Raw genomic sequence first — 665 nt, 5'->3', positions numbered from 1 at the left:
AAATGACACAACGTTGGCAGGATACCCCTCGCACTGCGGCGAAAGTGCGCGACTGGATCGCGCGTGTAAACGACGTTCTTGGTGACGTCACCGCTCGTCGCACCGTTCGGGTAACTGCTGACACCAACGTCAACGCCCTACCGCAACTCGAGCGATCAGTAGCGCTCGCGGCAGTGGGGCTCTCCGAGGGCACCGAGATTGTGTTCTTCGACCGCTTCGATCAATTTGCGGAAGCAGAAGATGAAGCGGCGTTCTTGACCGCGGTAACGCGCCTTGCTGACGCGAGCACCACCCTCCTCTTCGGAACCGGCAGACCCGTTACCCTCGCCAGCTCGATTGACCGCGGAGAACGCAACGTGATCGTCGTCGACCTTTATCTGCTTGCACCGGAAGGACTCCTTCGATGAGCACCTCACAGACTCCAACAATGCCCCGCCAGCGGTGGTTGACCGTCATCGGTTTCGCCGCCGTCGCCCTGCTACCACTCGCCTTCACTGGGCTGTTCGTGGCCGCGGCGGGAGACGGAGACAACGCGATCGACAACATCCCTGTCGCTCTCGTGAACAATGACGAACTGCAAACAACGACGACCACCGATGGCGACGAACAGATTGTCTTTGCCGGTCGCCAACTGGTCACCGAGCTCACCGGTGCCGACGGTTTCG

General features: G+C 60.6%; 1 protein-coding gene and 1 pseudogene. Both read left to right on the top strand.

Translation table 11 applies throughout. The annotated features are described in order from the left end of the window. Positions 1–407: pseudogene (locus DX908_RS16000) on the top strand (MMPL family transporter); the annotation flags it as partial. Continuing rightward, on the top strand, positions 404–665 hold a 262-nt coding region (locus DX908_RS15995), incomplete at its 3' end, for a YhgE/Pip domain-containing protein (protein WP_199564788.1). The pseudogene DX908_RS16000 and the gene DX908_RS15995, both read left to right, overlap by 4 nt.

The organism is Parvularcula marina (assembly GCF_003399445.1).
Taxonomy (GTDB): domain Bacteria; phylum Pseudomonadota; class Alphaproteobacteria; order Caulobacterales; family Parvularculaceae; genus Parvularcula; species Parvularcula marina.
This window is presented reverse-complemented; position numbering and strand designations above follow the sequence as displayed.